The organism is Pseudomonas sp. TWRC1-2 (assembly GCF_049896685.1).
Classification (GTDB): domain Bacteria; phylum Pseudomonadota; class Gammaproteobacteria; order Pseudomonadales; family Pseudomonadaceae; genus Aquipseudomonas.
Genome location: NZ_JAFCUU010000007.1, coordinates 97,794 through 124,311 on the forward strand (window position 1 = coordinate 97,794; position 26,518 = coordinate 124,311).

23 protein-coding genes and 1 pseudogene are annotated in these 26,518 nt (G+C 60.4%); 13 read left to right on the plus strand and 11 right to left on the minus strand.

From position 1 onward, the window contains the following. Positions 1-108: 108 nt before the first annotated feature. From ACP7B3_RS20665 to ACP7B3_RS20685, 5 genes and pseudogenes are all read left to right on the plus strand, one after another. Positions 109-2,673, plus strand: coding sequence for a TonB-dependent receptor (locus ACP7B3_RS20665; RefSeq protein WP_426180553.1), 2,565 nt, complete (start codon positions 109-111; stop codon positions 2,671-2,673). Positions 2,674-2,824: 151 nt separating this feature from the next. Then, complete coding sequence (locus ACP7B3_RS20670; RefSeq protein WP_145165426.1) at positions 2,825-3,433, plus strand: biliverdin-producing heme oxygenase; 609 nt, start codon at positions 2,825-2,827, stop codon at positions 3,431-3,433. A 153-nt stretch (positions 3,434-3,586) separates the two neighbouring features. Next, positions 3,587-3,988, plus strand: a complete 402-nt coding sequence (locus ACP7B3_RS20675; RefSeq protein WP_145165428.1) for a YbaN family protein — start codon at positions 3,587-3,589, stop codon at positions 3,986-3,988. A 280-nt stretch (positions 3,989-4,268) separates the two neighbouring features. Continuing rightward, a pseudogene (locus ACP7B3_RS20680) lies at positions 4,269-5,408 on the plus strand (HAMP domain-containing protein); the annotation flags it as partial. A gap of 102 nt (positions 5,409-5,510) precedes the next feature. Then, positions 5,511-6,266: a methyl-accepting chemotaxis protein gene (locus ACP7B3_RS20685; protein ID WP_370004810.1), complete on the plus strand. Its 756-nt coding sequence runs from the start codon at positions 5,511-5,513 to the stop codon at positions 6,264-6,266. 136 nt (positions 6,267-6,402) lie between these two features. Here ACP7B3_RS20685 and ACP7B3_RS20690 read toward each other — a convergent pair whose 3' ends face one another. Further along, entirely contained in the window at positions 6,403-6,966 is a 564-nt protein-coding gene (locus ACP7B3_RS20690; protein ID WP_145165432.1) for an NAD(P)H nitroreductase, read from the minus strand. A 139-nt stretch (positions 6,967-7,105) separates the two neighbouring features. On the opposite strand from ACP7B3_RS20690, the gene ACP7B3_RS20695 reads away from it, so the two are divergent. Genes ACP7B3_RS20695 through ACP7B3_RS20705 form a run of 3 tightly spaced genes read left to right on the plus strand, consistent with a single transcriptional unit; the run spans position 7,106 to position 10,744 of the window. Then, complete coding sequence (locus ACP7B3_RS20695) at positions 7,106-8,545, plus strand: di-heme oxidoredictase family protein (protein ID WP_426180555.1); 1,440 nt, start codon at positions 7,106-7,108, stop codon at positions 8,543-8,545. 31 nt (positions 8,546-8,576) lie between these two features. Further along, the gene (locus ACP7B3_RS20700) at positions 8,577-9,641 is read left to right on the plus strand and encodes an imelysin family protein (RefSeq protein ID WP_145165436.1); all 1,065 of its coding nucleotides are present in this window, start codon (positions 8,577-8,579) and stop codon (positions 9,639-9,641) included. Between the two features lie 2 nt (positions 9,642-9,643). After that, positions 9,644-10,744, plus strand: coding sequence for a DUF1513 domain-containing protein (locus ACP7B3_RS20705; protein WP_262209971.1), 1,101 nt, complete (start codon positions 9,644-9,646; stop codon positions 10,742-10,744). Positions 10,745-10,866: 122 nt separating this feature from the next. Here ACP7B3_RS20705 and ACP7B3_RS20710 read toward each other — a convergent pair whose 3' ends face one another. From ACP7B3_RS20710 to colR, 5 genes are all read right to left on the minus strand, one after another. Further along, a complete protein-coding gene (locus ACP7B3_RS20710; RefSeq protein WP_145165438.1) occupies positions 10,867-11,094 on the minus strand; it encodes a hypothetical protein in 228 nt (75 codons plus the stop codon). Further along, a complete protein-coding gene (locus tag ACP7B3_RS20715; protein ID WP_426180557.1) occupies positions 11,091-11,810 on the minus strand; it encodes a lipopolysaccharide kinase InaA family protein in 720 nt (239 codons plus the stop codon). Before ACP7B3_RS20715 ends, ACP7B3_RS20710 begins: the two co-directional genes overlap by 4 nt. Positions 11,811-11,814: 4 nt before the next feature. Beyond that, complete coding sequence (locus ACP7B3_RS20720) at positions 11,815-12,495, minus strand: class I SAM-dependent methyltransferase (RefSeq protein WP_145165440.1); 681 nt, start codon at positions 12,493-12,495, stop codon at positions 11,815-11,817. A gap of 188 nt (positions 12,496-12,683) precedes the next feature. Continuing rightward, complete coding sequence (locus ACP7B3_RS20725; protein WP_416362661.1) at positions 12,684-13,964, minus strand: sensor histidine kinase; 1,281 nt, start codon at positions 13,962-13,964, stop codon at positions 12,684-12,686. Next, positions 13,954-14,637 (minus strand): two-component system response regulator ColR, encoded by a 684-nt coding sequence (colR, locus tag ACP7B3_RS20730; protein WP_003208587.1) that lies wholly within the window; start codon positions 14,635-14,637, stop codon positions 13,954-13,956. Before colR ends, ACP7B3_RS20725 begins: the two co-directional genes overlap by 11 nt. Before the next feature lie 201 nt (positions 14,638-14,838). Between colR and ACP7B3_RS20735 the strand changes: the two genes are divergently transcribed. Beyond that, positions 14,839-16,788 (plus strand): LTA synthase family protein, encoded by a 1,950-nt coding sequence (locus ACP7B3_RS20735; protein WP_426180560.1) that lies wholly within the window; start codon positions 14,839-14,841, stop codon positions 16,786-16,788. 88 nt (positions 16,789-16,876) lie between these two features. Here ACP7B3_RS20735 and groL read toward each other — a convergent pair whose 3' ends face one another. From groL to ACP7B3_RS20760, 5 genes are all read right to left on the minus strand, one after another. Continuing rightward, positions 16,877-18,523 (minus strand): chaperonin GroEL, encoded by a 1,647-nt coding sequence (gene groL, locus ACP7B3_RS20740; RefSeq protein WP_106578329.1) that lies wholly within the window; start codon positions 18,521-18,523, stop codon positions 16,877-16,879. Between the two features lie 50 nt (positions 18,524-18,573). Next, positions 18,574-18,870 (minus strand): co-chaperone GroES, encoded by a 297-nt coding sequence (locus ACP7B3_RS20745; protein WP_017846112.1) that lies wholly within the window; start codon positions 18,868-18,870, stop codon positions 18,574-18,576. Between the two features lie 247 nt (positions 18,871-19,117). Continuing rightward, positions 19,118-19,594: an FxsA family protein gene (locus tag ACP7B3_RS20750; RefSeq protein ID WP_145165446.1), complete on the minus strand. Its 477-nt coding sequence runs from the start codon at positions 19,592-19,594 to the stop codon at positions 19,118-19,120. A gap of 66 nt (positions 19,595-19,660) precedes the next feature. Next, positions 19,661-20,392: a HugZ family protein gene (locus ACP7B3_RS20755; protein WP_106578328.1), complete on the minus strand. Its 732-nt coding sequence runs from the start codon at positions 20,390-20,392 to the stop codon at positions 19,661-19,663. A 93-nt stretch (positions 20,393-20,485) separates the two neighbouring features. Next, on the minus strand, positions 20,486-21,493 hold the full coding sequence (locus tag ACP7B3_RS20760; protein WP_416362658.1) for a DUF481 domain-containing protein: 1,008 nt from the start codon (positions 21,491-21,493) through the stop codon (positions 20,486-20,488). A gap of 133 nt (positions 21,494-21,626) precedes the next feature. Between ACP7B3_RS20760 and ACP7B3_RS20765 the strand changes: the two genes are divergently transcribed. The 4 genes from ACP7B3_RS20765 (at position 21,627) to ACP7B3_RS20780 (ending at position 26,457) form a co-directional block, all read left to right on the plus strand. Continuing rightward, positions 21,627-21,989, plus strand: a complete 363-nt coding sequence (locus ACP7B3_RS20765) for an MGMT family protein (protein WP_416362657.1) — start codon at positions 21,627-21,629, stop codon at positions 21,987-21,989. 43 nt (positions 21,990-22,032) lie between these two features. Next, entirely contained in the window at positions 22,033-23,565 is a 1,533-nt protein-coding gene (locus ACP7B3_RS20770; RefSeq protein ID WP_242199923.1) for an AmpG family muropeptide MFS transporter, read from the plus strand. Positions 23,566-23,767: 202 nt separating this feature from the next. Further along, a complete protein-coding gene (locus ACP7B3_RS20775) occupies positions 23,768-25,483 on the plus strand; it encodes a proline--tRNA ligase (protein ID WP_106578324.1) in 1,716 nt (571 codons plus the stop codon). A gap of 20 nt (positions 25,484-25,503) precedes the next feature. After that, the gene (locus tag ACP7B3_RS20780) at positions 25,504-26,457 is read left to right on the plus strand and encodes a hypothetical protein (RefSeq protein WP_106578323.1); all 954 of its coding nucleotides are present in this window, start codon (positions 25,504-25,506) and stop codon (positions 26,455-26,457) included. Positions 26,458-26,518: the final 61 nt, after the last annotated feature.

Below are 26,518 nucleotides of genomic sequence, written 5' to 3' on the forward strand. Positions count from 1 at the left end.
TTATTTTTACTCGATGTTAACCGGCGGTACGTCTCGTTATAGCCAATGCAACTGATTCCTATTTGATTCGGTTCGCAACTATAAGATTCGTACTCCGGAGCGCTCTCGATGTCCTCTCGTTTCAACCGCCGGTCTTCTTCGCCCGTCCTGTCGTTGCTGACCGCTGCCGTTCTGCTGGCCAGCGCGCCAGTCATGGCCGCCACTGCCGCCGAGCCGGTTGCCCGCAGCCACGGCAACTACAATTTCAGCATCGAGCAGCAGCCGTTGGTCTCGGCGCTGAATGCGTTTACCGCCGTGACCGGCTGGCAAGTCGGCCTGCCGGCAGAGCTGGGCCAAGGTGTCTCGTCCCCTGGCGCACGCGGCCCGCTGTCACCCGAAAAAGCCCTGGACCGGTTGTTGGTGGGGACCAACCTGAGCTACCGCAAACTGGGCACTAACAATATCGTGCTGGAAAAACGCGCAGCCGGCAGCGTGCTCAACCTGCAACAGGTGACCATCAGCGCCACGCGCAACGAACAGGACGTCAACAGCGTGCCCAGCACGGTCACTGTGCATGATCGCCAGGAACTGGACCGCCAGAACGTCAACACCATCCGTGAACTGGTGCGCTACGAGCCCAACGTATCAGTCGGCGGCGCAGGCACCCGCGCCAGCAACGCGGGCTACAACATTCGCGGCATCGACGGCGACCGCATCCTCACCCAAGTCGACGGCGTCGAAGTGCCGGACAACTTCTTCAACGGCCCCTACGCCAAGACGCGCCGCAACTACGTCGACCCGGAAATCGTCAAGCGCGTGGAAATCCTGCGTGGCCCGGCCTCGGCCTTGTACGGCAGCAGCGCCATCGGCGGCGCGGTCAGCTACTTCACCCTCGACCCGGACGACATCATCAAGCCCGGCCAGGACGTCGGCGCCCGCCTGAAAACCGGCTACAGCTCCGCCGACGACAGCTGGCTGACCTCCGGCACCGTTGCCGGCCGCGTGCAGGACTTCGACGGTTTGCTGCACTTGAGCCAGCGCAATGGCCATGAAATGGAATCCTACGACGGCAACAACGCCACTGGGCTGGCCCGCACTGGCGCCAACCCGGAAGATGCGCGCACCACCAATATCCTGGCCAAATTGGGCTGGAATTATGACGATGACAACCGACTGGGCCTGACCTACGAGAAGTTCAAGGATGACCGCGACGTTAACCTGAAAAACGCCGTGGGCGGCCCGTTCATCGGCGGTCGCGGGATGAATTTGTACCGCGCCCGCTCGGGCAACGACACCATCACTCGCGAGCGCTTCGGCCTGGAAAACACCTTTGCCATCGAGTCGCCGATTGCCGATCGCATCAAGACCAGCCTGAACTACCAGATTGCCAAGACCGACCAGACCACCGCCGAAATCTACCAGGCGGGCCGTCGCGTATTACGCACCCGTGACACGCTTTACGAAGAAAAACAGTGGGTCTTCGACGCCCAACTGGACAAGGCTTTCAACCTCGGTGAAACCGATCACCAAGTGACCTATGGCACCACACTCAAACAGCAGAAGGTCACCGGCTCGCGCGAAGGCTCGGCCTCCTGCCTCGCCGTCGGCTCGGGTTGCACAGCCATCGGCGCACCCAGCCCACAAGCCAGCGACAGCGTGAAAAAATCCAGCGACTTCCCGGACCCGACCATCAACACCTACTCGCTGTTCGCCCAGGACCAGATCACCTGGAACAAATGGACCTTCCTGCCGGCAGTGCGCTATGACTACACCCAGCTCAAACCCAAGCTGACCCAGGAATTCCTCAACACCGTAAACCCGACCGGCGCCTACCCGGTCAGCGACAAAGAAAAAACCTGGCACCGTGTAACGCCCAAATTCGGCCTGACCTATGCGCTGACCGAGCAATACACCTGGTTCGGTCAATACGCCGAGGGTTTCCGCACGCCATCGGCCAAGGCGCTCTATGGTCGCTTTGAAAACCTTAACCTGGGCTATACCGTCGAGCCGAACCCGAACCTCAAGCCGGAAACCAGCAAGGGCATCGAAACCGGGATTCGCGGCAATTTCGACGAGGGCTCTTTCGACATCGCGGTGTTCTACAACAAGTACCGCAACTTTATCGACGAAGACGCCTCGGTCGCCGGCGGTGACGTACAAACCTTCGAAGCCAACAACATCAAGCACGCCACCATCAAAGGGGTTGAAGCCAAGGGCCGCCTGAACCTCGACGCGTTCGGCGCACCGCAAGGCCTCTACACCCAAGGCTCGGTCGGTTACACCTACGGCCGCAACGACGACAACGGCGAGCCGCTCAACAGTGTCAACCCGCTTAAAGGCGTGTTCGGCCTGGGCTACGAGCAAGAACAATATGGCGCGCTGGTCAGCTGGACGCTGGTCAAAAAACAGAACCGCGTCGACAGCACCACCTTCCACGCACCGGATGGCAGCACCAGTGCGCCGTTCAAAACGCCAGGCTTCGGCATCGTCGACCTGACCGGTTACTACAAAGTCACCGACGATGTGACCATCAACGGCGGCCTCTACAACCTCACCGACAAAAAGTACTGGAACTGGGATGACGTGCGCAGCTACGACGGCGTCGGCGAAGCCGGCGTGACAGCGCCCGCCAACCTCGACCGCCTGACCCAGCCCGGCCGCAACTTCGCGATCAACCTGATCTGGGACATCTGATAGCCCTTCACCCCAAATGCCGCCTCCTCACCTCGCCGGAATTTCACCGGCGAGGTGAGGATTTTTTACTGTGCCGCGTCTTCTTGTTCGTCTAGTTGATAACAGCTCTCTTTAGGGCACCCAGGCGCTACTCTTCTCAAGGACTTTTTCGATGACCGCTTCTCCTACCGCAGAACGCCCAAGCCTGCGCTCCCAGCGCCTGAACCAGATCACCAACGCGCCCCACACCAAGCTCGATGCGCTGGTCAAAGCCCACGCCCCGTTCGAAACCCAAGCCAACTTCGCCCGCTTCGTGGTCGCGCAGTACCTGTTCCAATCGGAACTGGTGGCGCTGTACAACGACCCTGAGCTGATCAAGATAGTCCCCGACCTGGCTGAACGCTGCCGCGCCGAAGCCGCCAAGCTGGACCTCGGCGACCTGGACACTGAAGTGCCTGCACCGGTCGCCGGCGCTGTCAAGAACCCGAGCAAGGCCGAAGCCCTGGGCTGGCTGTTCGTCTCCGAAGGCTCCAAGCTGGGCGCCGCGTTCCTGATCAAACGCGCCGTGGGCCTGGGCCTGAGCGAAACCTTCGGCGCCCGTCACCTCGGCGAGCCGGCCGGTGGCCGTGCTGAAGGCTGGAAAAGCTTTACGCGTACCCTCGACGGCCTTGAGTTCAGCGCCGAAGAAGAAGCCGCAGTAGAAAAAGGTGCAATCGACGCGTTTGTGCGCTTCACCGTGCTGCTGGAACAGGCGTACGCTAGCGCCCCTGAATTGGCCTGACTGCTGGAATGCGATTAAAAATGTGGGAGCGGGCTTGCTCGCGAAAGCGGTGTGTCAGTCGACATATGCATGACTGAACCACCGCCTTCGCGAGCAAGCCCGCTCCCACATTTGGATCTCATTTCAACCTGATTTTCTGTGATCACCCAACCTATGACCGGCAAAACCCAATCCACCTCAAAAATCGCGCAGATCCTCTTCGGCCTGCTGGCCTACGTCAGCCTGGGCATTGGGTTGGTGGCGATTGTCATACCGGGTTTGCCCACCACTGAATTCATCCTGCTTGCCGCCTGGGCCGCGACCAAAAGTTCGCCGCGCCTGAGTGCCTGGCTGGAAAACCACCGGCTGTTCGGGCCGATCCTGTTCAATTGGCGCAACGGCAAGATCATCGCGCGCCGTGCCAAGGTCAGCGCCACCGTCAGCATGCTGCTGTGCGCCGGTTTGATGCTGGTGATGCTCGATCACGGCTGGCCGATCTACCTGGCAATCGCCGGCATGAGCCTGGGCAACCTGTGGATATGGTCACGCCCGGAACGGCTTGCAGCCCCCGTATAGCGCGGCGTGTAGTCTTTTTCCTACCGCTCATCGCCTTTCCCTCATGAAACATCTCGTTACGCCGATGTTCCGGACATAGCGCCGAATGGACTTGGCTCGCCCTGCTTGCAGGTCAACAAGTCCAATCGCGAGTGAACCTATGTTCGACACCCTCTCTATCCGCTTGAAAATCGTGCTGCTGTCCGGCCTCTGCCTGTTGGGGGTGATTGCACTGGTCGTCGGCGTCAACCTCTACGAAGCCGATCAGAACAACCGGCTGGTCAGCGATTCAAGCTCGCGAATGCTCACCAACAGTGTGCAGAACCTGTTGAAAGCCAAGGCCGGTGAACAGGCGGTACAGCTGCAGAAGACCTTTGGCGAAAGCCTGGTGGTGGTCACCGCACTGGCCGACCAGATCAAGGGCCTGCGCACCACCGCCGCCAAGCGCGGGCTGGAAGCGGGTGCCCTGCGTGAAGAGCTCAACCAGAGCCTCAAGACCGCCTTTGAGCGCAACACCAAGGTGCTGGGAATCTGGCTGTCGTTCGAACCCAATGGCCTGGATGGCAAGGACAGCGAGTTTGTCAACGACAAGGCCCGCGTCTCGAATGAAAAAGGCCGCTTTTCGAGCTACTGGAGCCGCGCCGCCGGTGAAGGCCTGAACACGGTGATGGTCGAGGAAGACCTGACCAAAACCACCCTCAATCTCAGCGGTACGCCCTACAACATTTGGTACACCTGCCCACGGGACACGCGCACTGTTTGCCTGCTTGACCCGTACTCCGACGACGTGGCCGGCAAGCAGGTGCTGATGACCACCCTCTCGCTGCCGTTGATCGTCGACGGCAAGGTCATCGGCGTGGTCGGCGTGGACCTGGCCCTCAACACCCTGCAGGCGGTGACCGACGCAGCACAAAAAGAACTCTTCGACGGCGCCGCGCACCTGGAGATTCTCTCCAGCACCGGCTTGATCGCGGCCTACAGCGGCGAGCCGGCGCGGGTCGGCAAAAACCTGATCGACACCCTGGGCGCCGAGGGCAAAGAGATTGTGCAATTGCTGGCCAACGACACGCGCACGATCCGCGAGCAAGACGACACGATCCGCGCCGTGTACCCGGTCAAGCCGATTGCCGAAGCCAAGTCCTGGGGCATCGTGATCAAACTGCCCAAGAACGTGATGCTGGCTGACACCTTGAAACTGCAAGGCGTCCTCGACAACGCCCAGGAAGCCGGCACGCTCAAGGCCTTGCTGGTCGGCGCCGCCGCCGCATTGCTGGGCCTGGTGCTGATCTGGCTGACCGCCACCGGCGTGACCCGCCCGATCAACACCGTGGCCGCAATGCTCAAGAACATCGCCAGCGGCGAAGGCGATCTTACCCAGCGCCTGACTTACGCTAAAAAAGATGAACTGGGCGAGTTGGCGAACTGGTTCAACCGCTTTCTCGACAAGCTGCAACCAACCATCGCGCAGATCAAACAAAGCATCACCGAAGCACGCGGCACGGCTGATCAGTCATCAGCCATCGCGCGCCAGACCAGCGAAGGCATGCAGGTGCAGTTCCGCGAAATCGACCAGGTTGCCACGGCGTCCAATGAAATGAGCGCCACCGCCCACGACGTGGCCAACAGCGCGTCCAACGCAGCCAGCGCGGCACGCGGCGCGGACCAGTCAGCACGAGAGGGCATGTCGATCATTGAGCAAAGCACCCGCGACATCACCACCCTCGCCGAAGAAGTCAGCAAGGCAGTGAGCGAGGTCGAGGCCTTGGCGGTGAACAGCGAGCAGATCGGTTCGGTGCTGGAAGTGATCCGCAGCATTGCCGAGCAGACCAACCTGCTGGCCCTCAACGCCGCCATCGAAGCGGCGCGCGCCGGGGAAAGCGGGCGTGGGTTTGCGGTGGTGGCCGACGAAGTGCGCAACCTGGCCAAACGCACACAGGATTCGGTGGAAGAAATTCGCCTGGTGATCGAGCGCATCCAGAGCGGCACCCGTGGCGTGGTGGCAACCATGCATTCCAGCCAGCACCAGGCCCAGAGCAATGCCGGGCAGATCCATCAGGCCGTGCAGGCGCTAGGCAAGATCAGCGACGCGGTCACAGTCATCAGCGACATGAACCTGCAAATCGCCAGCGCCGCCGAGCAGCAGAGCGCCGTGGCCGAAGAGGTCAATCGCAATGTTTCGGCAATTCGTACCGTGACTGAAACCCTCACTGGCCAGGCCACCGAGTCGGCGGCCATCAGCAGTCAACTGAATGCCTTGGCCAGCCAGCAGATGAAGTTGATGGACCAGTTCAAGGTGTAACACCGAATCTAAAGCCAATGAGGAGCAAATGTGGGAGCGGGCTTGCTCGCGAATGCGGTGTGACAGTCACTGGATGTATTGACTGATCCATCGCATTCGCGAGCAAGCCCGCTCCCACATTTAGATCACCGTTAGCCTACAGGCCAGTCCAGGCCTGAACAAACGCCGCCACATCTTCCTTCGGCGCAACACGCGGCGGGTTCTGCGGCGTGCCCAGATAAAGGAAGCCAATCACTTCCTCATCCGCCGTCAGCCCCAGGCCTTTGGCGACGTGAGGCGAGTAAGACAATTCACCGGTGCGCCACACGGCACCAATGCCCTGTGCATAAGCCGCCAGCAGAATACCGTGGGCCGCACACGCAGCCGCCAGCAGTTGCTCGGATTTTGGCACCTTGAAGTGTTCTTGCAGGCGGGCAATCACCACCACCACCAACGGCGCGCGCAGTGGGCCGTTCTGGGCTTTATCGATGGCGGCTTGCGGCGCGTCGGCGTCCTGCAGGCGCGCCGCTTCGGCGAGCAGCGTGCCCATCTGCTCGCGGGCCGCGCCTTCGACGGTGAGAAAACGCCATGGGCGCAACTGGCCGTGGTCCGGCGCACGCATGGCGGCGGCGAACAGCACATCGCGCTGCTCCTGGGTCGGTGCCGGTTCCAGCAAACGCGGCACGGAAACACGGTTGAGCAAAGCGTCGAGAGCCTGCATTGGCCACCTCCAGAGAAAAATGTGCGGCCATTCTAGCGGGAATGAATCGGATTCGACCAAACGATAATTGCTCTTATTCATTGAGCCCCGCCCTGTTAGACTTTGCGGCCTAATTTTGGCCATTGCTTCAGGAAACTTGATGTTCCGTTCGCTTTTTCGCCTGTCCGCAGCGTTGATGGCCTTGAGCCTGACCGCCTGCGATGACGCCCCACGTTTCACCAAGGCCGAACCTGGTGAAGCGCGAGCCGGCGGCGCGACGACGGTGAACAAGCGCGACCAGAACGCCTTTTCCCTGCCCTCGGCCAACCTGGCACCGACCCGCCGCCTGGACTTCAGCGTCGGCAACAGCTTCTTTCGCAGCCCGTGGGTGATCGCGCCGTCCACCACCACCGCGCGCGACGGCCTGGGCCCGCTGTTCAATACCAACGCCTGCCAGAACTGCCACATCAAGGACGGCCGGGGTCACCCACCACTGCCCGACGCGCCCAATGCGGTGTCGATGCTGGTGCGCCTGTCGATTCCCGTGCCGATGACAGAGCCTGCGCCCTACGCCAAAATCATCGAGCAGTTCGGCGTAGTGCCCGAGCCGGTCTACGGCGGGCAATTGCAGGACATGGCCGTGCCGGGCGTGGCGCCGGAAGGCAAGGTGCGCGTGGATTACACAGCGGTCAACGTGACGTTCAAGGACGGCACCGTGGTCGAGCTGCGCAAGCCCGACCTGCACATCACCCAGCTCGGCTACGGCCCGATGCATCCGGATACACTTTTCTCGGCGCGCGTCGCCCCGCCCATGATCGGCCTGGGCTTGCTCGAAGCCATCAGCGACGCCGATGTGTTGCGCAACACCGACCCGAAAACGGCCGACAAAGAAGCCCTCGTCGGCCGCGCCAATTGGGTCTGGGATGACGCCCGGCAGAAAACCGTGCTCGGGCGCTTTGGCTGGAAAGCCGGGCAACCCAACCTCAATCAACAAAATGTTCACGCGTTTTCTGGTGATATGGGCCTCACCACGTCCCTGAGACCCTTTGATGACTGCACCGACGCCCAGGTCGCCTGCAAACAGGCCCCCAACGGCAATGGCCCCGATGGCGAGCCGGAAGTCAGCGATAACATCCTGCGCCTGGTGCTGTTCTACACCCGCAACCTCGCCGTGCCGGTGCGCCGTGGCGTCAACACGCCGCAGGTGCTGGCCGGCAAAAACCTGTTCTACCAGGCCGGTTGCCAGGGCTGCCACAAACCCACGTTCACCACGGCCGCAGCCGCCGCCGAACCCGAACTGGCCAACCAAGTGATTCGCCCCTACAGCGACCTGCTGTTGCACGACATGGGCGAAGGCCTTGCCGACAACCGCAGCGAATTCAAGGCCGGTGGCCGCGACTGGCGCACGCCGCCGTTGTGGGGCATTGGCCTGACACAGACCGTCAGTGGCCACACCCAGTTTTTACATGATGGCCGCGCCCGCAATCTGCTCGAAGCCGTGCTGTGGCATGGCGGTGAAGCACACGCGGCGCAGCAGCATGTGCTGTCCTTTAATGCCGAGCAGCGTGCCGCGTTGCTGGCGTTCCTGAATTCTTTATAAGCTTTGCCGCACTTACAGAAGGGAGCTCGACATGTTTCGTCCCAAGTTGTTGTTCACAAGCCTGGCCGCCCTCGCCCTTGGCGCCTGCTCGCCGCAGGACCCGCAAGCGGTGACCTCGGCGGCCATCGCCAAGCAAGTGATCCTGCCGACCTACAGCCGTTGGGTTGAAGCCGACCGCCAACTGGCCGTCAGCGCCCTCGCCTACTGCCAGGGCAAAGAAAGCCTGGAGACCGCCCGCGCCGACTTCCTCCACGCGCAAAAAGCCTGGGCCGAGCTGCAACCGCTGCTGATCGGCCCGCTGGCCGAGGGCAACCGTTCGTGGCAAGTGCAGTTCTGGCCGGACAAGAAAAACCTGGTCGGCCGCCAAGTCGAACAATTGGTCACCGCCCAGCCGCAGATCGACGGCGCGGCCCTGGCCAAGTCCAGCGTGGTGGTACAAGGCCTGTCGGCCTACGAATACATCCTCTACGACGCCAAGACCGATGTCGCCGACGAAGCCCAGAAAGCCCGTTACTGCCCGCTGCTGGTCGCCATCGGCGAGCGCCAGAAAGCCTTGGCTGAGGAGATCCTGGCGAGCTGGAACAGCACCGACGGCATGCTCGCGCAGATGACCAAGTTCCCCAACCAGCGCTACGCCGATTCCCACGAAGCCATCGCTGACCTGCTGCGCGTGCAAGTCACTGCGCTGGACACGCTGAAGAAAAAACTCGGCACGCCGATGGGTCGCCAGACCAAGGGCATCCCGCAACCGTTCCAGGCCGATGCATGGCGCAGCCAGTCTTCCCTGCAAAGCCTGGAAGCCAGCCTGGCTGCGGCCCAGACCGTGTGGGCCGGCGTCGACAACAAAGGCCTGCGTGGCTTGTTGCCGTCGGAGCAGAAGCCGTTGGCCGACAAGATCGACGCCGCCTACGCCGCGTCTTTGAAGCTGTTCGCCAGCAATCAGCGCACGCTCAATGAAATGTTGGCCGACGACGCCGGCCGCCAGCAGCTCAACGACATTTACGACAGCCTCAACGTGGTCCACCGCCTGCACGAAGGTGAGCTGGCCAAAGCGCTGGGCATCCAACTGGGCTTTAACGCCAACGACGGTGACTGATGATGCTCAGGCGACAGGCTTTGGCGGTGGGCAGCGTGCTGCTCAGCGCACTCACGTTGGGCGGTTGGACGCTGTTCAAGCAGAAGGGCTCGAACAGCCCGCTGCTGCTGTCCGCACGGGATGATGCGGACGGCAAGCACTACGCCGTGGGTTATCACCTGGACGGCAAGCAGGTGTTTGCCACCCAGGTTGGCCAGCGTTGCCACGACATCATCAACCACCCGACGCTGCCAATTGCACTGTTTGTGGCCCGTCGCCCGGGCACTGAGAGTTACTTGATCAACCTGCGTGATGGCGCGCTGCTGCAGACCATCACGTCGAATGCCAATCGCCATTTCTATGGGCATGCGGTGATTCACAAAAGTGGCGACTGGTTGTATGCCACCGAGAACGACACGTCCGACCCGGGCCGTGGCTTGCTGGGTGTGTATAAGTTCGAAGGCGAACGGCTGGTGCACAGCGGCGAGATGTCCACCCACGGTATCGGGCCGCACCAGGTCTCGTGGATGCCCGACGGAGAAACCCTGGTGGTGGCCAACGGCGGGATTCGCACCGAGGCTGAAAGCCGGGTTGAGATGAACCTCAATGCAATGGAGCCGAGCCTGGTGTTGATGCACCGCGATGGCCGGTTGATCAGCAAGGAAACCCTGGCCCAGCAGATGAACAGCGTGCGTCATATGGGGATTGCCGGCGACGGCACTATTCTCACGGGGCAGCAGTTCATGGGGCCGTCTCAGGAGCGGTCCGAGTTGCTGGCGATCAAGCGACCGGGGCAACCGTTTGTGGCGTTCCCGGTGGCGGATGAGCAGCTGCAGGCGATGGGGCATTACACCGCCAGCGTCGCAGTGCACAGTGAGTTACGCCTGGTGGCGCTGACGGCGCCGCGCGGCAATCGCTTTTTTATCTGGGACATGGACAGCGGCGAACTGCGCCTGGATGGGCCTTTGCCCGACTGCGCCGGCGTGGGTGCGGTAGCGGACGGGTTTGTGGTGACTTCAGGCCAGGGACGCTGCCGCTTCTACGACTGCCGCCAGAAGCAGTTGGTGGCTAAGCCGTTGGAGCTGCCGTCCGGGTTTTGGGATAACCATCTGCACGTGATTTGAAATCGGCACCCGTCCGTGACTGCGGCCACGGACAGATGCTGGGCCCCAAATCAACAGCCAAAAAAAAGGACCTCGCATCGCAAGGCCCTTTCTCGGGGGTTTGAATCTGTTCAACGCTTTATTCAGCTCTGCGGCCTCATGCCCTGAGACATCCCGAACATGAACAACAACAACTCATGATCAGGCTTGACCGCCACATTCGCCTTGGCGATGCGCGGTAACGGACATTGCCCGCCCCCTTGCACCGCACTGAGCACTTGTGTCCGAGGCAGCTCCCACGCAGCCAGCGCCAGGGCTGAAATGCCCAATGCGCCGACCAGGAACAAACCTCGTGCTATTTCTAGCTTCATCTGGTTAAACCCTTGATAGCGCTGCCAAACGCCGTCTCGTAAAAGTAGCTGAGTTTTTTCCAGTCGGTATCGTTCCACGACGAATGGCGCCGCAGTTGCAGCATGTCATGGGACGCCGCCCGATAAGCGGTCAAACGCTGCCGGCATTTTTCAAAATCCAGCAACGCCACTTCTACTTTGGCCGAGTCGCCTTCGCCGGTTACGCGTACGAACACGTGCTTGATGTACAGGCAGCCATGCTGCCAGCGGCCTTTGTGCATACGTGCCAGGGTGCCCGCCAATTCCTTGAGCAAGCGCTCATGCACCGTCTCACCGTATTGCTCACGACCACCGGCGGCGTACCAGTTTTCGATTTCGTCGAAACCGTCGAGCGACGCAGTCACCAACAACGCTTTCCATTGATGCTCAGGGTCGCGACGTGCCTCGCAGAACACCAGCTCCGGCACGCGTACATTCAATGAACGCAACCCCCTGAGGGCATCACGCTCACGCAGTACGGTCGGGCGCCCAAACGGGTGAAGCCAGCTGCGATAGATGTGACCGGTCTGGCGTTTGCTGTAAAGCAAGCGGCCGTTGGGGCTCATCACGCGTTGCACACCACTTTCACCGCCACGTCGGCGATTGGGTTCTTCAACCCACTCGCCCTGCAGGCGCCAGAAAAAATCGAATCGTTCCTCGGGAGCTACATGACTGCCTACTACGCACTCAACTGCCATCCTGTTACCTCTTACGCAATACATATACTCGCCACATGGCGTAGAGCGGTATGAAGTCCAGGGATTCCTGAACACGGAAACCGGCCTGCTCAAACTCTGCCTCGACAGTAGCAGCCGGTAACACAAACCGGTTTTGGTAACCTTCTTGCTCACCTTTGTTGCGACGTTTCACTTCGGCGCGTTTGCGTTTCCAGGCCTTGAAATTGCCATCAACCCACAGCGAAATAATCACGCTGTCGCGGGTAACCCGCTGAAATTCTCGCAGTATTGTCATCCTGTGCGCCGGATCACCAATGTGGTGCAGCAAGCGCATGCAGAAAATACTGTCGACCGAGTTATCCGGTAAATCGATATCAAAGGCAGACGTCTGCAAGGGTCGTACCCGTTTCACCACGTCCGCTGGCTGAGCAACGGTCGCGACCTTGAGCATCGACGCTGAATTATCGGCCCCGATAATCACACGGTTGGGTTTCTCAGCCAACAGCGGCCAGAAGCGCCCGGCGCCGCACGGCAGGTCCAACACCAGGCCAGGTTCGCCGGCCATGGCCAGCGCACCCCGCGCCAATTGCTCGTCGCGCTTGTGGGACAACCGGCGAGCCAGATTGTCCTGATGCTTGAGCAAATAATTTTGCGCGTGCTGATCGTCGTACTTTTCAGAAAAATCGAGCTTGATCGGGGTAGACATCAACGGATCTCCAGTAGCTGATGCCTACAACCTTATGCAGCGAACTGTGATCAACAGGTCAACCCGTTGTGAAAAACTTGTCCTGTCCAATCTCATACATTTCAAGACTTTACAGACACAAGCAATAGCATGGGGCCATCTTCGCCGATTTACGGGGATGTCTGGCAGGATAACGGCAGGGGCAAGTGTCAGGGCTTGACCTGACTCAACTGCACGTGAAAACGACAGCCGTTGGGTTCCATCGTGCTGAGGCTGACCGTCCAACCCTGGTTCTCACAGATACGCTGCACCAGCGACAAACCCAGGCCAAGCCCTTCGCCACGCTTTTCGCTGCCACGCACGAACGGCTCGAACATCGCCTCACGCTTGTCTTCGGGAATCCCCACGCCAGTGTCCTCTACCACAAAACCGCTGGGTTCGAGGGTCAGGCGGATGAAGCCCTGCTCGGTGTAATGCAGGGCATTGCGCAACAGGTTGCCCATAACGGCGTGGAGAAAAGTAGTGTTGTAGCGCGCGTCCGAAGGGTTGCCTGGCTGGTAGATCAACGCCAGGCCTTTGCGCTCGATAGGCTCGCGCCAGATGCCGAGCAAATCGTCCGCCACCTGCGGCAGCGTGACCTGCGGCGACATTGCAGCTTCATCGTGTTCGGCACGGGCCAGCATCAGGAAGGTCTGCACCAGCTCGCGCATTTCTTCGCAGGCACGCGCGATGCGCTCAACCTGATTGCGGCCGCGCTGATCGATCGCCGGGTTTTCCAGCAGCAATTCGCAGGAACTGGCCAGCACCATCAAAGGCGTGCGCAATTCATGGCTGACGTCACTGGTAAACAACTGCTCGCGTGATAACGCCTGACGCAGACGCCCCAGCGTGGCATCGAAGGCCACGGCCAGTTCGCCGACTTCATCCGCCGCATAATCGGGTGCCAGCGGTGGCGCCAGGCCCAGCAACTGGTCGCGATGACGCACCTGGCGAGCGAGCCGCACCACCGGCGCCATCACTTTGCGCGCCAACACCCAACCAAGGAACACCGCCAGCGCCAGGCTGAGCACGAAGCCCACCAGCACCACGGCAAATAAAACCCGCTCGCGCTCCTCGAAGTCGCTTTGGTCCTGCAGCAGCACATACCGACGGCCATCCACCACTTCGACCATGGCGTGGTAAGACAGCGCCTCGCGGAACACCTCATGAAAGCCGGGTTCCAGGTGCCGCAAATCCTTGGGCAGCTCGAAATCCCCGCGCCCGCCACTGAAATAGAACAGCTGATCGGGCTCCGGCCGGTGGCTCCAGTCCTCGACGCTGTCCATCAACAACAGCCGTTGCAGGTCGCCGCCCAAGCCCGCCGAAATCAGTTTTTCTTCTACCAGGTGCACGGTCGCAACAATGCCCATGGCGAACGCCCCCGCGACCAACGCACTCATCAAGGCAAAGGCGATGATGATCCGCTGGGCAAGGCTTTGCTTAAACTCCATCACGACCCTCGGCCAGGCGATAACCCACACCGTGCACGGTTTGCAGCAGCGGCTTGGCGAAGGGTTTATCGATCACTTGGCGCAATTGGTGGACGTGGCTGCGCAGGCTGTCGCTGTCCGGGCAGTCATCGCCCCACAAGGCTTCCTCGAGAATTTCGCGACGCAGCACATGCGGGCTTTTTTGCATCAACACCGCGAGCAACTTCAGGCCAACGGGGTTGAGTTTGAGCAGGCGCCCCTCGCGGGTGACTTCCAGGGTATCGAGGTCGTAGTTCAAGTCGCCAACTTGCAGAGCGCGGCGGCCGCCACCCTGGGCACGGCGCAGCACGGCTTCAATGCGGGCGGCCAACTCCGACAGGGCGAACGGCTTGAGCAAGTAATCATCGGCGCCGGACTTGAAGCCCTGCAGCCGGTCATCCAACTGGTCGCGGGCGGTGAGCATGATCACCGGCGTGTCGCGACGGGCGTCTTCACGCAGGCGTTTGCACAAGGTGTAGCCATCGATGCCAGGCAGCATGATGTCGAGCACGATCAAGTCGTAATGCTCGGTAGCGGCCAGGTGCAGGCCCGACAAACCGTCCTGCGCACAGTCCACGGTGTAGCCCTTTAGCCCCAGGTAATCGGCCAGGTTGGCCAGAATATCGCGGTTGTCTTCAACCAATAAAATTCGCATGGGCAGTGTCTCCGTACGCGGTAACGGCCGTGTTGGCTCGCGCAGCTTAAGGCCAAGTGTGGCTCAGGGATAGACCTCAGAGCCGTGTCGATAAAGGTTTTCAACCAATAAGATAAACCAACAAGTTTTTCACTATAGCTTCACAAACTGACTACAGTGTCAGGCCGAAGATCACCGCCCATCGATATAAGGAACATAGACATGGGGTTTCTCAAAACAGCGCCTATGCGCTTTCTGCTGCTCGTCACCGGCACCTGGCTGGTTATTTTCCTGATCACCCGCGGTGTGCTGCTCGTCACGCACCTGGACGAAGTCGGTGGCAACCTGCTGCCGGTGTTTGGCGTCGGCTTGCTCTACGATCTGGGCTTTCTCACCTACGCCGCCCTGCCGCTGGGCCTGTACTTGCTGCTGTGCCCGCCCGCGCTGTGGCATCGCCGCGGCCATCGCTGGTTCCTGCAGGCCGTGCTGACAGTCAGCCTGTTCGCGATGCTGTTCACCTCGGTTGCGGAGTGGCTGTTCTGGGATGAGTTTGGCGTGCGTTTCAACTTTATCGCCGTCGATTACCTGGTGTACTCCAATGAGGTATTGAACAACCTGTTGGAGTCCTACCCGATCGGCAAGCTGCTCAGTTTGCTGGCGATGTTGGCGATTGTGTTGAGCCTGGCCCTGCGCAAGCCGTTCAACGCGGCGATGCGCGCGCCTCTGCCGCCCATGCGTGGCCGCCTGCTGAATGCCTTGGGCTTATTGATCGCCGCCGGGCTCAGCCTGCAATTGATCAGCCAGGACAGCCCACGCGCCCAGGGCGGTAACGCTTACAACAATGAATTGGCCAGCAATGGCCCGTATCAGTTTTTCGCCGCGTTCCGAAATAACGAGCTCGATTACACACAGTTCTACAAAAGCCTGCCTGACGACGTCGTCGCCAGGCAATTGCGCGCCGAGCTCAGTGAGCCCAATGCGCGCTTCGTCGGCACTGACCCGCTGGACATACGCAGGGCAATCACCAACCCCGGCACATTGCGCAAACCCAACATCGTGCTGGTGACCATCGAAAGCTTCAGCGCCAAGTACATGGGCAGCAACGGCGATGGGCGCAACCTCACGCCCAATCTGGATGCCTTGCGCAAACAAAGCCTGTACTTCAGTAACTTTTATGCCACCGGCACCCGTACAGACCGTGGCCTGGAGGCGATCACGCTGGCGATTCCCCCTACGCCAGGCCGCTCGATTGTCAAACGTATCGGGCGTGAATGCGGTTTCGCCAGCCTCGGCCAACACCTCAGTGCCATCGGCTACGACAGCGTATTTGTCTACGGCGGGCGTGGTTACTTCGACAATATGAACGCGTTTTTCAGTGGCAACGGTTACCGGGTGGTGGACCAGAGCAGCGTGGCCGAATCAGAAATCTCGTTCAAAAACGCGTGGGGCATGGCCGACGAAGACCTCTACCGGCAAACCCTGAAGCTGGCCGACGCCGATTACGCCAAACAGCAACCCTTTTTGCTGCAACTGATGACCACCTCCAATCATCGCCCCTACACCTATCCGGAAGGGCGCATTGATATCAAGTCCGGCAATGGCCGTGACGGCGCGGTGAAATACACCGACCACGCCATCGGCGAGTTCCTCAATGCGGCACGCCAGAAACCCTGGTTCGATAACACGATCTTCGTGTTTGTCGCCGACCACACCGCCGGCAGCGCAGGTAAAGAGGACCTGCCTGTCGCCAACTACCAGATCCCGCTGTTCATCTATGCACCCAAGCTGATTGAAGCGCGTGAAACCGCGCAACTGGCCAGCCAGATCGACCTGGCGCCCACCTTGCTGGGCCTGATCAACCTGAGCTACGAGTCAACCTTCTTCGGCCGCAACCTGTTGCAGGACAATCCGCTGCCGCCGCGCGTCGTCATCGGCAACTACCAACACCTTGGGCTGTTTGACGGCAATGACCTGGCGATCCTCAGCCCGCGCCAGGGCCTGCGTCGCCATGACCAGGCGCTGGGTGAGAGCCAGGAGTTGCGTGTGGGCAGTGACGACCCGTTGATCCAGCGCGCAATCACCTACTACCAGGGCGCGAGCTACGGCTTCAAGCAACAATTGCTGAGCTGGAAGGCACCCAAGGAAGTCATCCCGCAGGTGAGCACACGCTGACCGGCGTGCCGGCGGCAAACACCGCGCATAAAAAAACCCCGCCTGCATCACTGCAGGCGGGGTTTTTCAGGTGCCGGGTAAGGCTGGCTTACATCATGCCGCCCATGCCACCCATGCCGCCCATGTCTGGCATACCGCCGCCAGCCGAGCCTTCTTTCTTCGGTGCATCAGCGATCGCAGCTTCGGTGGTCAGGATCAGACCGCCGATGGAGGCCGCTGCCTGCAATGCCGAACGGGTCACCTTGGTAGGGTCCAGGATGCCCATTTCGATCATGTCGCCGTAGACGCCAGTGGCAGCGTTGTAACCGTAGTTACCTTTGCCGTTCTTGACTTCGTTGACCACAACGCTCGGCTCGTCGCCGGAGTTGGCAGCGATCTGACGCAGTGGCGCTTCAACGGCGCGACGCAGTACAGCGATGCCCACGTTCTGGTCAGCGTTGTCGCCTTTAAGGTCAACCAAAGCTTCCAGAGCACGGATCAGCGCAACGCCACCGCCAGGTACCACGCCTTCTTCAACGGCTGCACGGGTTGCGTGCAGGGCGTCTTCAACGCGGGCTTTCTTCTCTTTCATTTCAACTTCGGAACCAGCGCCAACCTTGATCACTGCAACGCCGCCGGACAGCTTGGCCAGACGCTCTTGCAGTTTTTCACGGTCGTAGTCCGAGGAAGTTTCGGCAACCTGGGCACGGATCTGAGTGATGCGAGCCTGGATGTCCTGGTCTACGCCAGCACCGTCAACGATGATGGTGTTTTCCTTGGAGATGGTCACGCGCTTGGCGCTACCCAGGTTTTCCAGGGTGGCGCTTTCCAGGCTCAGGCCGATCTCTTCGGAGATAACGGTACCGCCAGTCAGAACAGCGATGTCCTGCAGCATGGCCTTGCGACGGTCGCCGAAGCCTGGAGCCTTCACGGCTGCGACTTTAACGATGCCACGCATGTTGTTCACAACCAGCGTCGCCAGGGCTTCGCCTTCAACGTCTTCGGAAACGATCAGCAGTGGGCGGCCGGCCTTGGCAACGGCTTCCAGCACTGGCAGCATTTCGCGGATGTTGGAGATCTTTTTGTCGACCAGCAGGATCAGCGGGCTGTCCAGCTCGGCAACCATGGTTTCTGGCTTGTTGACGAAGTACGGGGACAGGTAGCCACGGTCGAACTGCATGCCTTCTACAACCGACAGTTCGTTTTCCAGGCCAGTGCCTTCTTCAACGGTGATCACGCCTTCTTTACCGACTTTTTCCATGGCTTCGGCAATGATGTCGCCGATGGAGCTGTCGGAGTTGGCGGAGATGGTGCCGACCTGAGCGATAGCCTTGGTGTCAGCGCATGGCTTGGACAGGTTTTTCAGCTCAGCAACAACAGCGATGGTCGCCTTGTCGATGCCGCGCTTGAGGTCCATCGGGTTCATGCCGGCAGCGACGGCTTTGTAGCCTTCGTTGACGATAGCTTGAGCCAGAACGGTAGCGGTGGTGGTGCCGTCGCCTGCGTCATCGTTGGCACGGGAGGCAACGTCTTTGACCAGCTGCGCGCCCATGTTCTCGAAACGGTCTTCCAGTTCGATTTCTTTTGCTACCGAAACGCCGTCCTTGGTGATGGTCGGAGCGCCGAAGCTCTTCTCGATGATCACGTTACGGCCTTTAGGGCCCAGGGTCGCTTTTACTGCGTCAGCCAGGACGTTGACACCGGTGAGCATTTTTTTGCGGGCGGAATCGCCGAATTTAACTTCTTTAGCAGCCATGATCGATATTCCTTAAATTCTTTGGAGTAACGGAAAAATGAGCGGGAAAATCAGCCTTCCAGTACAGCGAGAATTTCGTTCTCAGCCATTACCAGCAGGTCTTCGCCGTCAACTTTCACAGTGTTGCTGCCGGAGTAAGGGCCGAAAACAACCTTGTCACCGACTTTAACGGCCAGCGCACGCACTTCACCGTTTTCCAGAGTCTTGCCTGGGCCTGCAGCGACGATCACACCGTGGTTGGCTTTTTCAGCAGCCGAACCTGGCAGAACGATACCGCCAGCGGTTTTCTTTTCTTCTTCGCTGCGACGGATAACGACGCGGTCGTGCAGAGGACGAAGCTTGCTCATTGTCGATCTCTCCTAATTGTGTTTTTCATCGGCCGGTATCGGTACCGGCGGGTTGTATTCCGGCTGTGCCGGTCGCGCCTCGCCAAGCAAGACGCGGAAGTCTGTCTGGTGTCGCCACCAGAAACCTTGCGGTGACCGTTACATAAGGGCGCATAAGCTTATTACAAGGGGCCGCGGCGGAAATTTTTTATGCTTGCCGACGCACAAAAGCAACACGGCACCCGAAGGTGCCGTGCCAATAAAGCGGTTATTTGCTGTCGCGGTGTTCGAATTCGCCTTCGATCACATCGCCCTCGCGTCCCAACGGCGGGCGCGGAGCCGGGCCACCACGGGGTTGCAGGTCATCGGCGAACGCTCGCTGGCGAATCGCCGCTTCTTCGGCGCGCTGGCGCATCTTGCCAGCCAGCAGCTTGCGAGTGACCGGCAGCAACATCACCAGGCCGACCACGTCGCTGATAAAACCCGGCAGGATCAACAGGCCACCGGCCAGGGCCATCATCAGGCCTTCCAGCATGGTTTGAGCGGGCAGTTCGCCGCGGTTCAGGCTTTCACGCGCACGCAACGCTGTGGCCAAGCCGGCGACGCGCAGCACCAGAACGCCGAGCATCGAGCCGAGAATGATCAATAACAGTGCCGGGAAAAACCCGATTGCACTGCTGACTTGAACGAATACGAACAGCTCCAGCACCGGGAACAGCAGAAAGAGCAATAAAAAAGGGCGCATCAAATGGTTCCTCAACGCAAGAATGCCTTGCCAGTCCACCTTAGATGACGTCGCCATTTCGTGAATTCAAGCGTTGGCAGGCTCTTTTTTCGGCCAGACCTCAGCGTGAGCCAATGAAACCAGGGCTTCGCGTACTTGTGTCGGAGTGTTGCAAGGCGTCGCGAACGGCAACCAATGCAGCGACTGGCCAATGCGCAGGTGCATGCCCTCGCTGTCAATACCGGCCAGTTGCGCGGGTTCAAAGGTCGGCAAGCCGGTCAGCGCGACGTAATGGGCAATGGCCTTGGTGTGGTCGGCGTTCATGTGCTCGACCATGCTGCGCTCGGCCTTGCCTGCAAACGGGTTGGCCAGTGTCAGGTGGTCGACCCAGTGAATCGCGCCAAACCCGCCTATATAGCGGTGACGCACCGGCTTGAGCACCCAGAAGTCGAAATCGTGAGCCTTGTGGTAGTTGGCCGAATCGGGGAAGTAACGGTAATAACGCTCGGCAGCCGCTTCAATGGCGGTGGCATCTTCGAGTTTCTCGGCTTCAGCCAGGTAGGTCAGGCGCCCCACTGCCTGCACGTCATCGGCCTCGCGCTCACCCACCAGCAGCGAGCACTTGGGGTCTTTCTGCAAGTTATGGGTGTGCTGGGCGATACGGCTGATCAGGATCAGCGGGCGACCCTGCTCGTCGAGGCAATACGGCACGACCGAGCCGAAGGGAAACCCGGGCATGGCTTTGGACAATGTGGAGAGAGCCCCACGGTATTCCTTGAGCAACAGCTCTCGGGCGTTCTTGGCAACGTGCGCGCTCAACGTATGACTCCTCGGGTATTCCGCCGCCCACAGCATATGGGAATGGATCTCAACACAAGGTAATCAATATCCGCGCAGGTTGCCAGAGTGCACTTACCAGGCCACACCGAACCCTGCGGTGTAACGGGTCTTGCTCAGGCTGCTTTGCGATTCGCCACTGATGATGTCGCGTTCAGCCTTGAGGTTGAGGGACGCCCATTCGGTGACCTTGTAACGCAGGCCCATTTGCGCATCGAGGGAGTAATCGGACGGCCCGGCAAGCGGCTTGCCCACCTCGCCGTTGGTGAAGAACTCCACGGTCTTGCCCACCAGGTAGCGGTTGTAGTTCCACTTCATGGCCAGCGAGTAGAAATTGGATTTGCCGCCGTCGGCATATTCGTAATCGGTGCGGTTAACCAGCGAACCGAGGGAGAACGCGCCCAGTTCATCGTCCCAGAACTGGTAGCCAGGGCCGGTACCGACCGTGCGCTGGCGGGACAAGTCTTCCACCTTGTCGCGCTTGTAGGTCAGGCGGCCTTGCCAGAACCAATGCTCGGTGATGAAACGGTCCAGGTCATATTCCAGCGCCCAGTTGTCGGTGGTGGTGACGTCGTCCTGGAACTCGCGGTTGTATTCGCCCTGCGCGGTATGGCGCCACTGGCCGTGACGGGCCGTGGTCTTGAAGTCCACGTCGTAGTCGTTGGTGTCTTTGTCGGCACGCTTGTAGTCCAGCGCCAGGTCGACGTTGCCCTTCCACACCAGGTCTTCGATGACCGGCTTGGGCTTGAGGATTTGCTGGATGCTGGCCAGTTCCACGGTTTTGGGCGCCTCGCCATTGGCCAGCACCACCTTGCCGTCATCCGCAGCTCTCAGGGATTTGGCCTTCTCACCGCTGTACGCGTCCTGCTTGACCAGTAGCTCCTGGTCACTTTCCAGGGTTTTCACCTGCTTCCAATCCACCGGGATGGCCCCTGCGTAACTGGTCTGAATCAGCAACTTGCCACCGTCGAAGACTTTGATCTTGCCGGTCAGGCGGTCACCGTTCTTTAACCACACGGTATCAGCGAGCAGGGGCGTGGAGGCGCTGAAAACAGCGAGGCACAGCAGGGTTCTGGACAACATAAGCGTATTCGGGGCTCAGGGTTGGCGAAAAGGGGGCGCTATCGTGTTAGATAGCTACGACTGACTCAAGTATTTATATTGAGTTCAATTCTCAACAGCATGATTACAGACGCTTCTTACAAAGACCCTGACGATGCCCACAGTGAATCAACCCGCCGATATTGCGCAAAGCCCGGCAGAAATGCGCCGTACGGCGTTGTACCTGACCTTGGCGCAAGTGCCCAAAGGCTGCGTGGTGAGTTACGGCGAACTGGCGCACCTGGCCGGGCTGGGCCGGGCGGCCCGCTGGGTCGGGCGCACGCTGAGCCAGTTGCCCGAGGACACTCGGTTGCCCTGGCACCGAGTGCTGGGTGCCGGTGGTCGGATAAGTCTGCCAGTGGGCAGTGCCTCAGGCGACGAGCAACGTGCGCGTTTACGCAGCGAAGGTGTCAGTATCCTGAACAATCGCGTTGATATTCAGCGTCATGGCTGGCGCCCGGTAGAGCACAGCGGTTAGAGTGCGCGCTTTGTTTCCGCAAATCTGAGGCAGACTCCAGCCCATGCCCCGTAAAACCTGGCGCGCCGCGCTCGCCGCCTATGCCAGCCCCTCGACGTTAGTGCTGTTGTTGCTCGGTTTCGCCGCCGGCTTGCCTTACATGTTGGTGTTCTCGACGCTTTCAGTGTGGTTGCGCGAGGCCGGTGTGGCCCGCGAGACCATCGGTTATGCGAGCCTGATCGGCTTGGCCTATGCCTTCAAATGGGTCTGGTCACCGCTGCTCGACCAATGGCGTTTGCCGCTGCTCGGTAAACTCGGACGACGTCGCTCCTGGCTGGTGCTGGCCCAGACGCTGGTGATCCTCGGGTTGATCGGCATGGGTTTTTGCGACCCGCAAAAACACCTGTCGTGGCTGATTGCGATTGCTGTGATCGTCGCCTTCGCCTCGGCCACCCAAGACATCGCGGTAGACGCCTATCGCCTGGAAATCGCCGACGACAGCCGCCAGGCTGCCCTCGCCGCCAGTTACATGTCCGGTTATCGCATCGCCGCCCTGCTGGCCACCGCCGGTGCACTGTTCTTTGCCGAAGGCTTCGGCTCGACCGGTTTCAACTATAAGCACTCGGCGTGGACCGGCACTTACGTGCTGTTCGGTCTGCTGATGATTCCGGCGCTGCTGACCACCCTGTTCATGCGCGAGCCCAATGTGCCACTGCGCACGCAGTTGCAGGCCGGCCGCTACAGCTTCGTGCATCAGCTGGTCTCGGTGTTTGTACTGATCGTGTTGCTGGTGTCCGTCCCGGCGATGTTCACCCAGCTCTACAACACCGATTTTGCCAGCGTCCTGTTCCACGGCGTCAGCCTGTGGGAACTGTTGATGGAAGACCGCGCCTTCCTGCGCGCCATCCTCTATATCATCCTGACCACGCTGTGCCTGTCGACCATGGGCCGACGCGGCCTGGCGCCGGTGCTGACGCCGGTCAACGACTTTATCCTGCGCTACCGCTGGCAAGCCTTGCTGCTGCTCGGGCTGATCGCCACCTATCGCATGTCGGACACGGTGATGGGCGTGATGGCCAACGTGTTCTACATCGACCAGGGCTTCACCAAGGACCAGATTGCCGGAGTGAGCAAGATTTTCGGCCTGATCATGACCCTGCTCGGCGCCGGCATGGGCGGCTTGCTGATCGTGCGCTTCGGAATCCTGCCGATCCTGTTTATCGGCGGCGTGGCCTCGGCCGGCACCAACCTGTTGTTCGTGATGCTCGCGGACATGGGCCCCGACCTGCAGATGCTGATCTTTACCATCTCGCTGGACAACTTCAGTTCCGGCCTTGCCACGTCGGCGTTTGTCGCCTACCTGTCGAGCCTGACCAACCTCAAGTTCTCCGCCACCCAATACGCGTTGCTCAGCTCGATCATGCTGTTGCTGCCGCGCCTGATTGGCGGCTATTCAGGGGTGATGGTGGAGAAGTTCGGCTATCACAACTTCTTCCTGATCACCTGCCTGCTGGGCGTACCGACGCTGTTCCTGATTGCCCTGCACTGGTTTCAGGAAAATCGACGGATTCGGTTGAGCCCGCCCACCGAAGAATGACTCACCTCGGTCAATGTGGGAGCTGGCTTGCCTGCGATAGCATCAGCGCGACGTAACTGATACACCGCATCGCAGGCAAGCCAGCTCGCACACAAGCCCGCTCGCCACAGAAACACCCCGCGACCTCATGCCTGTACTCCGGCAGCAACCGCCCGTACAATCCCAAGTCATTTCAAGTCCAAGCAACCGACAACGGCCTACCATGCGTACCAGTCAATATTTGCTCGCCACACAGAAAGAAACGCCTTCCGACGCGGTTGTGATCAGCCATCAGCTGATGCTGCGCGCCGGCATGATCCGCAAACTGGCCTCGGGCCTGTACACCTGGCTGCCCATGGGCTTGAAGGTGATGCGCAAGGTCGAAGCCATCGTTCGCGAAGAAATGAACGCCGCCGGCTCTCTGGAAGTGTTGATGCCGAGCACGCAACCGGCTGAGTTGTGGCAGGAATCCGGGCGCTGGGAAGAGTACGGCCCTGAGTTGCTGCGCTTCAAGGACCGTCATGGCCGCGATTTCTGCGCCGGCCCGACCCATGAAGAAGTGATCACCGACCTGATGCGCAACGAGCTGAGCAGCTACAAGCAGCTGCCGCTGAACCTGTATCAGATCCAGACCAAATTCCGTGATGAAATCCGCCCACGCTTCGGTTTGATGCGCGGCCGTGAATTCATCATGAAGGACGCCTACTCCTTCCACGCCGACCAGGCCTCCTTGCAGGTCACCTACGACCGCATGCACCAGGCCTACTGCAACGTGTTCACGCGCCTGGGCCTGAAATTCCGCCCGGTTGAAGCGGACAACGGCTCCATCGGCGGCGCCGGCTCCCACGAGTTCCACGTACTGGCCGAGTCCGGCGAAGACGATATCGTCTTCAGCAACGGTTCCGACTACGCGGCGAACATCGAGAAAGCCGAAGCCGTGCCACGGGAAACGTCCCGCCCGGCGCCAAGCGAAGAGCTGCGCCTGGTGGACACCCCAGAGACCAAGACCATCGCGGCGCTGGTGGAAAAATTCAATCTGCCGATTGAAAAGACCATCAAGACCCTGATCGTGCGCGCCGAAGAAGAAGGCAAGCTGATCGCCCTGGTCATCCGTGGCGACCACGAGCTCAACGAAATCAAGGCTGCCCAGCAACCTGGCGTGGCCAGCCCGCTGGTCATGGCCACCGATGCCGAACTGCGCGACGCGATTGGCGCCGGTGCCGGTTCGCTCGGCCCGCTGAACCTGCCGCTGCCGATCATCATCGACCGCTCGGTCGAACTGATGAGCGACTTCGGCATTGGCGCCAACATCGACGACAAGCACTACTTCGGCGTGAACTGGGAGCGTGACCTGCCAGTTCCAACCGTGGCCGACCTGCGTAACGTAGTCGCCGGCGACCCAAGCCCGGATGGCAAGGGCACCCTGGAAATCAAACGCGGCATCGAAGTCGGGCACATCTTCCAGCTGGGCAACAAGTACAGCAAGGCGATGAAGTGCGAAGTGCTGGGCGAGAACGGCAAGCCGATCACCCTCGACATGGGCTGCTACGGCATTGGCGTTTCCCGCGTGGTGGCAGCTGCCATCGAACAGAACAACGACGAGAAAGGCATCATCTGGAGTGACGCCCTGGCCCCATTCCAGGTGGCCCTGGTACCGCTGCGCTACGAAACCGAGCAAGTACGCGAAGCCACCGACAAACTGTATGCCGAACTGACGGCCGCCGGTTTTGAAGTGCTGCTGGATGACCGGGACAAGAAAACCAGCCCGGGCATCAAGTTTGCTGACATGGAACTGATTGGCATCCCGCACCGAATCGTGGTCAGTGACCGCGGCCTGGCCGATGGCAATCTGGAATACAAGAGCCGGACCGAAGCCGAAGCCCAACCGTTGCCGGTGGCTGACGTGCTGTCTTTCCTTCAGGCGCGTATTCGTCGCTGAAAACCAGATCAAGAGAAGTCATGTTCAAGCGAAACACCAGAGCCCTGGGGGGCGCCGCCTTGTGCGGCGCCCTGCTGGTCAGCGGCTGCGCCAACCAGATGTCGCAACGCAGTGAGCACGAGGAACGGGTCGAGCGCAAATTGCTCGACCACAGCCTGCAGATCGATGTAGGTGAACCCAAAGTGCTGGAACTGCCGCAACGCCGGGTTCGCATTCACGAGCAAAAGACCTTTGAGGTCACTGAATTCGAAGTCACCCGCCGTTACGATCGCTATACCCCCTACCAACCCTGGCGCAAACTCTACGAGATGCCCTTGGGCGCGGTCGCCCTGGTGGCCGGCGCGGGGGCCAACGTGGCGAACATCTTCGCCCTCGGCAACCTGCCGACCAGCATGACGCGCGACTGGCTGAGCTACGGCGTGGACGGCATCAACCCGTTCATGAACGTGCAATCCCACGGCCGTGCGCAACAGAACCTGGCCGGGATCGATGAAGTCCAGCGTGACAAGCGCACGGAGTATTCGAGCCTGCCCTGGAGCGAGCGCCCGGTACAGGTTACCGCCGGCAAGCAGACCCATGAGCTGACCACCGACCGCGACGGCGTGCTGCGCCTGAACCTGTTGGACAGCCCGTTTGCCGAGCAGGACCTGAACCGCGTCACGACCTTGAAGATCAGCGTGGAAGATGGCCAGGACGACGTCCATTCGGACTCCACCCTGGCGATCAGCAACACGCTGCGCGGCAAGTTGCTGGAAGCCCATGGCCTGATCTACGACGACCTGGAAGACGACGAAGTCAACCAGTGGGTGCACCGGGTCAAGCGCCTGTCGGAGTTGGGCCTTGAGGAAGAAGCCAGTGAGCTGGAACAAAGCCTGATCGAACTGACCCGCAATGATCCCGAGTTGCAGCAGGAGTTTGTGCAGGCGCTGACCAAGGATGCGGGGCGGTTGGTGGCGGACCCTGGGGCACGCTAGGACCTCAGGGCAGGTAAAGATCTAAATGTGGGAGCGGGCTTGCTCGCGAAAGCGGTGTATC

What these genes read in the sequence shown, in the direction of transcription:
- ACP7B3_RS20665 (WP_426180553.1), top strand. Translation starts at nt 109, where the DNA reads ATGTCCTCTCGTTTCAACCGCCGGTCTTCTTCGCCCGTCCTGTCGTTG.
- ACP7B3_RS20670 (WP_145165426.1), top strand. Translation starts at nt 2,825, where the DNA reads ATGACCGCTTCTCCTACCGCAGAACGCCCAAGCCTGCGCTCCCAGCGC.
- ACP7B3_RS20675 (WP_145165428.1), top strand. Translation starts at nt 3,587, where the DNA reads ATGACCGGCAAAACCCAATCCACCTCAAAAATCGCGCAGATCCTCTTC.
- ACP7B3_RS20685 (WP_370004810.1), top strand. Translation starts at nt 5,511, where the DNA reads ATGCAGGTGCAGTTCCGCGAAATCGACCAGGTTGCCACGGCGTCCAAT.
- ACP7B3_RS20690 (WP_145165432.1), bottom strand. Translation starts at nt 6,966, where the DNA reads ATGCAGGCTCTCGACGCTTTGCTCAACCGTGTTTCCGTGCCGCGTTTG.
- ACP7B3_RS20695 (WP_426180555.1), top strand. Translation starts at nt 7,106, where the DNA reads ATGTTCCGTTCGCTTTTTCGCCTGTCCGCAGCGTTGATGGCCTTGAGC.
- ACP7B3_RS20700 (WP_145165436.1), top strand. Translation starts at nt 8,577, where the DNA reads ATGTTTCGTCCCAAGTTGTTGTTCACAAGCCTGGCCGCCCTCGCCCTT.
- ACP7B3_RS20705 (WP_262209971.1), top strand. Translation starts at nt 9,644, where the DNA reads ATGCTCAGGCGACAGGCTTTGGCGGTGGGCAGCGTGCTGCTCAGCGCA.
- ACP7B3_RS20710 (WP_145165438.1), bottom strand. Translation starts at nt 11,094, where the DNA reads ATGAAGCTAGAAATAGCACGAGGTTTGTTCCTGGTCGGCGCATTGGGC.
- ACP7B3_RS20715 (WP_426180557.1), bottom strand. Translation starts at nt 11,810, where the DNA reads ATGGCAGTTGAGTGCGTAGTAGGCAGTCATGTAGCTCCCGAGGAACGA.
- ACP7B3_RS20720 (WP_145165440.1), bottom strand. Translation starts at nt 12,495, where the DNA reads ATGTCTACCCCGATCAAGCTCGATTTTTCTGAAAAGTACGACGATCAG.
- ACP7B3_RS20725 (WP_416362661.1), bottom strand. Translation starts at nt 13,964, where the DNA reads ATGGAGTTTAAGCAAAGCCTTGCCCAGCGGATCATCATCGCCTTTGCC.
- colR (WP_003208587.1), bottom strand. Translation starts at nt 14,637, where the DNA reads ATGCGAATTTTATTGGTTGAAGACAACCGCGATATTCTGGCCAACCTG.
- ACP7B3_RS20735 (WP_426180560.1), top strand. Translation starts at nt 14,839, where the DNA reads ATGGGGTTTCTCAAAACAGCGCCTATGCGCTTTCTGCTGCTCGTCACC.
- groL (WP_106578329.1), bottom strand. Translation starts at nt 18,523, where the DNA reads ATGGCTGCTAAAGAAGTTAAATTCGGCGATTCCGCCCGCAAAAAAATG.
- ACP7B3_RS20745 (WP_017846112.1), bottom strand. Translation starts at nt 18,870, where the DNA reads ATGAGCAAGCTTCGTCCTCTGCACGACCGCGTCGTTATCCGTCGCAGC.
- ACP7B3_RS20750 (WP_145165446.1), bottom strand. Translation starts at nt 19,594, where the DNA reads ATGCGCCCTTTTTTATTGCTCTTTCTGCTGTTCCCGGTGCTGGAGCTG.
- ACP7B3_RS20760 (WP_416362658.1), bottom strand. Translation starts at nt 21,493, where the DNA reads ATGTTGTCCAGAACCCTGCTGTGCCTCGCTGTTTTCAGCGCCTCCACG.
- ACP7B3_RS20765 (WP_416362657.1), top strand. Translation starts at nt 21,627, where the DNA reads ATGCCCACAGTGAATCAACCCGCCGATATTGCGCAAAGCCCGGCAGAA.
- ACP7B3_RS20770 (WP_242199923.1), top strand. Translation starts at nt 22,033, where the DNA reads ATGCCCCGTAAAACCTGGCGCGCCGCGCTCGCCGCCTATGCCAGCCCC.
- ACP7B3_RS20775 (WP_106578324.1), top strand. Translation starts at nt 23,768, where the DNA reads ATGCGTACCAGTCAATATTTGCTCGCCACACAGAAAGAAACGCCTTCC.
- ACP7B3_RS20780 (WP_106578323.1), top strand. Translation starts at nt 25,504, where the DNA reads ATGTTCAAGCGAAACACCAGAGCCCTGGGGGGCGCCGCCTTGTGCGGC.